The following is a 4,680-nucleotide window of genomic DNA, read 5'->3' as shown; positions in this document are numbered from 1 at the left end:
CGCAGCTCAAGTGTGGCGGAACTGCACGCAACCCGGGTCGGGTCTTCACCTTCCCCGGCACCATCACCCCGCCGGACACGAACGTCAGTCTGGTCGCCGACTAGTAATGCCATCGAATCGCTTGACGTTCCGGCCTGCTCGGCGGCGGCATCGGAGAGAGAAGAGACGTTCCATGCGTAGATCCAGCGCGGCTGCACTCTGTGCGAGCCTGATGGTCACCGGCGGTGCCCTGGCCGTGACCCCCGCGGTCGCATCCGCGGGGGCTCTTCCGGGTGTTTTCGAGTTCAATGCCTCGGTCGTGGACCCCACAGGCGTCCTCAACCCGCCGGGAACCGATGAGTCGAGGTACGGCAACAAGGTCACCGTGTCCTTCAAGGTGTATCGCCAGACCCGAGGTGTCGTGGGCTACAGATTCAAGGCTCCGGTGAAATGTCTCCTCGAGACCACGAATCAGGAGACGGGCGCGTCGGTGTCGTCCCGGGTGACGATGAAGGCGCAGTACAGCAACACCGTATTCGGCGGCAGCAAGACCACCGCCGCCTTGTCCCCGGGCGATTACACCGTGACTGCCCGCTGCGACGATGACGGTTTCGTCACGTCCAAGGACGCCTCCGTGACAATCGTCAATGCTCCACCGGCGGTCATCTCCGGGACCGCGCGCTGCTACTCGCAGGCCAAGCAGCGCTCCGTCCGTCCGGTCGGGCTGGAATTGATCCGCTACGGCCAGACCTACAAGGTCCGGCTTCGTGGGGCGACGTCGGGCGATCAGAAGGCCTCGACGTCGACGTTCAGCTACGACTCGTACAGCAGCGGGCCTTACTCCGCGCGCCTCATCTGTTCGGGGTCCGCAAGCAACCCGCGTGACGTGGTGGAGTTCGACGGGCCGTTCTCGGCGCCCTCCACCATCGCGCTCGTCCCGAACTGACCCGAGCGCAGCCGGGCGCAGCCTCGGTGGGCATGTGAACAGAGGCCGGCACTCCACGAGTGCCGGCCTCTGCGCGTTCACCTGATGTCGCGTCGCCGCGTCGTGTCGAGAACCGATCATCCGGCGTGAGGGAACAGGTAGGGGACGCAGCGCAAAGGCCCATTCACCTATTGTTTACCCTGCAGAACAAACAATAAGAACGATTGTTCACGCGTTCGAGTGATTGCATCGCATCAATGTTTCTGCAGCTAGAGGGCCCGCTGAGATATTTCCGTGATTATCGGGTTACTCGTCGTTAATTATTCCGTAATACCGGTTTTGCGGTTTCTGATCGTTTACAGTTCGCTCTAGATTCGCCATTGCGGCATCACCGACCTGTTGCTCTCGCTCCGAGATCGAGTCGCTTCGCGAAGACGGCCACGCCCGTGGCGGCAACGGTGGAGGAACACGTGATCAAGAAGATGATCGGCTCGCTGTGTGCGGGTCTGATGGTGGTGGGCGCGTTCGCCACGATGAGTCCGGGAGCCGCCTCGGCAGGGACCGGCGGCTACGCCCAGAGCTTTCTCATCGCCCCGAATGGGGCCGAGCAGCCACTGAACTCCCAGTTCGGCAACAAGCTGGAGGTGGTCGTATCGGCACTGTTCACGGCGGACAGGCCGACATGCACGCTGACCGTGGCCACGTCATCGGGGAAGATCGCGTACACGTCCACCATCCCCGTGAAGAAGGATGGCTCGGATTACGGCAGCTACTTCTACGGCCAGAAGACGACGTCGAAACTCGCCACGGGCTCGTACGCCTCGTCCGTGGTGTGTGTGGTGAAGAAGAACCAGATCTTCAGGAACGACGAGGGTTTCGCGATCACCGCGGCGCCGGCCCTGATCTTCTCCGGCACGGCAACGTGCTTCGACGAGGCAAACGAGAAGAAGGTACGGCCGAAAGGGCTCGACGTACGGGCGGGTGAGTACACGTACAAGGCGCGTCTGACCAACGCGACCACGGGGCCGGACCGCGCGTCGGTGTCGAACTTCCGCTATGAGTCCTACGACATGAACGTCACGCCGATCCTCAAGTGCCTCGGCACGGCGTCGAAACCGCAGTACACCCCCGACCTGGGCAGCTTCACGCTTCCGGCCGTTGACGTGGCACTGCAGGGCAAACCCTCCTTCTAGGTGTCGCCACGCGTGCACGGAAAGGCCATTGCGAAATCCCGATCGGTCGGGACGCCAGGCACCACAAGTCGGCTGCACCAGCAGCCACAGAACAAGGAAAAGATATGCGCAAGAAACTGATTGGCTCAGTGTTCGCAAGTCTCATGGTCGCTGGAGCGGTAACCGCCATGAATCCCGGTGTCGCAATGGCAGAGGTCGGGGGGTACACGGGAACGCAACTGGTAGATCCCGCCGGTGCTGACCGCGGAATGGACTCGCCGTTCGGCAGCAAACTCAAGGTCTACGTGTCGGTGAACACCATGGATCGGGTGTCATGCCGCATCGCCCTCACGCCCGAGGGGTCCGAGACCGCCGCCTACCAGACGTCCTTCTCCCTGCGGAATGACGGCGGATTCGTATCCGGCGTCAAGGTGACACCCCGGCTGTTCACGAACAAGTATGCCGCCACGCTCATCTGCCGCACCTCTAAGGCGACGGTGTACACGGACTCGTTCGACGTCAACATCCAGAATGCGCCGCCGTTGGTGTTCAGCGGCACCGCCACCTGCTTCGACTCGGCGAAGGAGGCCTACGTCCGACCGAAGGGTCTCGACGTCCAGATCTACGAGTCGACCTACAAGGTCACCCTGAGGAACGCGACGACCGGCGACGATCGTGCATCGACGTCGACCTTCGCCTACCAGGCCTACGACACCTCGGTGCGGCCGACACTCAAGTGCCTTGGCACCACGTCGAAGCCCGGGTACACGACCACCTTCGACAGCTACACGCTGCCGGCCACCGACGTGGTCCTCAAGGCAGGCGGGGTCGAGTCCCGCTGACAATTTCGCTCCCCATCAATGCAACCCCGGTCGCACGACGACCATCCCGGAGAAATAAGGAAAAGATATGCGCACGAAACTGATCGGTTCGGTGTTTGCAAGTCTCATGGTGGCCGGCGCGGTCGTGGCCATGAACCCCGGTGTCGCCATGGCCGATGTCGCCGGGTACACCGGCGTCCAGCTGGTCGACCCCTCCGGTGCCGACCGGGGGCTCGACTCGCCCTTCGGCAGCAAGGTGAAAATTTATGTCGCCGTCGATTCCACCGATCGAGTCACCTGCAGTCTCGCCCTCACACCAGCGGGTGCCGACAAGCCGTCCTACAAGACGACGTTCAGCTTGCGGAGCGACGACAACTTCTCCGCCGGAGGCAAGGTGACGTCGAAGCTGAAGACGAACCAGTACGCGGGAGTCGTCACCTGCCGTAACTCGAAGGAGACCTTGTACACCAACTCGTTCGACGTCAACATCCAGAACGCCCCGCCGTTGGTCTTTAGCGGCACCGCGACCTGCTTCGACTCTGCGAAGGAGGTCTACGTCCGGCCGAAGGGTCTCGACGTCGCGGTGTACGAGTCGACCTACAAGGTGCCCCTGAGGAACGCGTCAACCGGTGAAGATCGCGCATCGACATCGACGTTCTCTTACGAAACGTACGACAACACGTTGCGGCCGACACTGAAGTGCCTCGGCACCGCAGCGAAGCCCGGGTACACGACCACGTTTGACAACTACTCGTTGCCGGCCACCGGCGTCGTCCTCAGGGGCGGCCAGGAGATCAAGTGAGCACCTGACATGAGGTCGATGGCCGGCACTCATTCGAGTGCCGGCCACACCATCCCGGTCGCACGACGACCACCAGAGTAAGAAATGCAATGCGTAGGAGCATAATCGGCTCGGTGTGCGCGGGCCTTGTGGTGGCAGGGGCCGCGGTGGCGATGAACCCCGGAGTCGCGGCAGCCGACGACGACATCGACATCGCGGGTTACGAGGCCTCGATCGTCGATGCGAGTGGTGGGATCCAACCGATCGGCTCGCAATTCGGGAGCAAGTTGAGGATTGATCTGCTGGTGGACGAAGTAGGTTCCGTACGTCCGGCGTGCAAGTTGACGGTGTCTCCTGATGGCAACGATCTCGCCAAACCGGTGTACTCGGCGACTCTGGTGACGAAGAAGGGGCCAGCCTCCGATGAATACAACGCGACGAAGACGACCCGGGCCCTCGAACCGGGTACGTACTACGCAGTGACCCGCTGTAACGGACAGGGGGATGTCAGAACCACCCCCTTCCAGATCGTCGACGCCCCGGCGCTGGTGATCTCAGGTACTGCGACGTGTTATCAGGGCAATCAGGAGGGCGGCAAACCTGAGTTCATCCGGCCGGTCGGACTCGATCTCGTTCAGGGAGACAAGATCAACTCGGTGCGACTGACCTCCACCACGGTCGACGGCCGTAAGGCGTCGAAGTTCACCTACAAGTCCTACGGCGCAGGCCCGTTCACCGCGACGATCAAGTGCGGCGGCACCGCCCGCAACCCCGGCCGCGTGTTCACCTACCCGGAGCCCGTCACCGCACCCAGCAGCGGCATCTGCCTGGTCGCCGACTGACAGAACAGATCGACCTGATCTGGATCACCCCGGAGCCGGCACTCGCCGCGAGTGCCGGCTCCAGTGCGTCGCCGGGTGGCGACGAGGCGCGACCGCCGCCTGTTCGCGATTTCGGTCTACGGTGGAGTAGTTGCTCCTGAAGTCAGTCGGGTCGACCGAA

General features: G+C 62.7%; 5 protein-coding genes. All 5 read left to right on the top strand.

Annotation, left to right across the window (positions count from 1 at the left end; genetic code table 11):
* Positions 1 to 172: 172 nt before the first annotated feature.
* The 5 genes from JHC79_RS22685 (at position 173) to JHC79_RS22665 (ending at position 4,520) form a co-directional block, all read left to right on the top strand.
* Positions 173 to 925 (top strand): hypothetical protein, encoded by a 753-nt coding sequence (locus tag JHC79_RS22685; RefSeq protein WP_296395153.1) that lies wholly within the window; start codon positions 173 to 175, stop codon positions 923 to 925.
* A 449-nt stretch (positions 926 to 1,374) separates the two neighbouring features.
* Positions 1,375 to 2,097 (top strand): hypothetical protein, encoded by a 723-nt coding sequence (locus JHC79_RS22680; RefSeq protein ID WP_296395151.1) that lies wholly within the window; start codon positions 1,375 to 1,377, stop codon positions 2,095 to 2,097.
* Positions 2,098 to 2,282: 185 nt separating this feature from the next.
* Positions 2,283 to 2,918, top strand: coding sequence for a hypothetical protein (locus JHC79_RS22675; protein ID WP_296395149.1), 636 nt, complete (start codon positions 2,283 to 2,285; stop codon positions 2,916 to 2,918).
* Between the two features lie 67 nt (positions 2,919 to 2,985).
* On the top strand, positions 2,986 to 3,699 hold the full coding sequence (locus tag JHC79_RS22670) for a hypothetical protein (RefSeq protein ID WP_296395148.1): 714 nt from the start codon (positions 2,986 to 2,988) through the stop codon (positions 3,697 to 3,699).
* An 89-nt stretch (positions 3,700 to 3,788) separates the two neighbouring features.
* Positions 3,789 to 4,520: a hypothetical protein gene (locus JHC79_RS22665; protein WP_296395147.1), complete on the top strand. Its 732-nt coding sequence runs from the start codon at positions 3,789 to 3,791 to the stop codon at positions 4,518 to 4,520.
* The last annotated feature ends 160 nt before the right edge of the window (positions 4,521 to 4,680 follow it).

Origin of the sequence: Williamsia sp., from assembly GCF_016462415.1 — a bacterium.
In the GTDB taxonomy this organism is placed as follows: domain Bacteria; phylum Actinomycetota; class Actinomycetes; order Mycobacteriales; family Mycobacteriaceae; genus Williamsia_A.
This window is presented reverse-complemented; position numbering and strand designations above follow the sequence as displayed.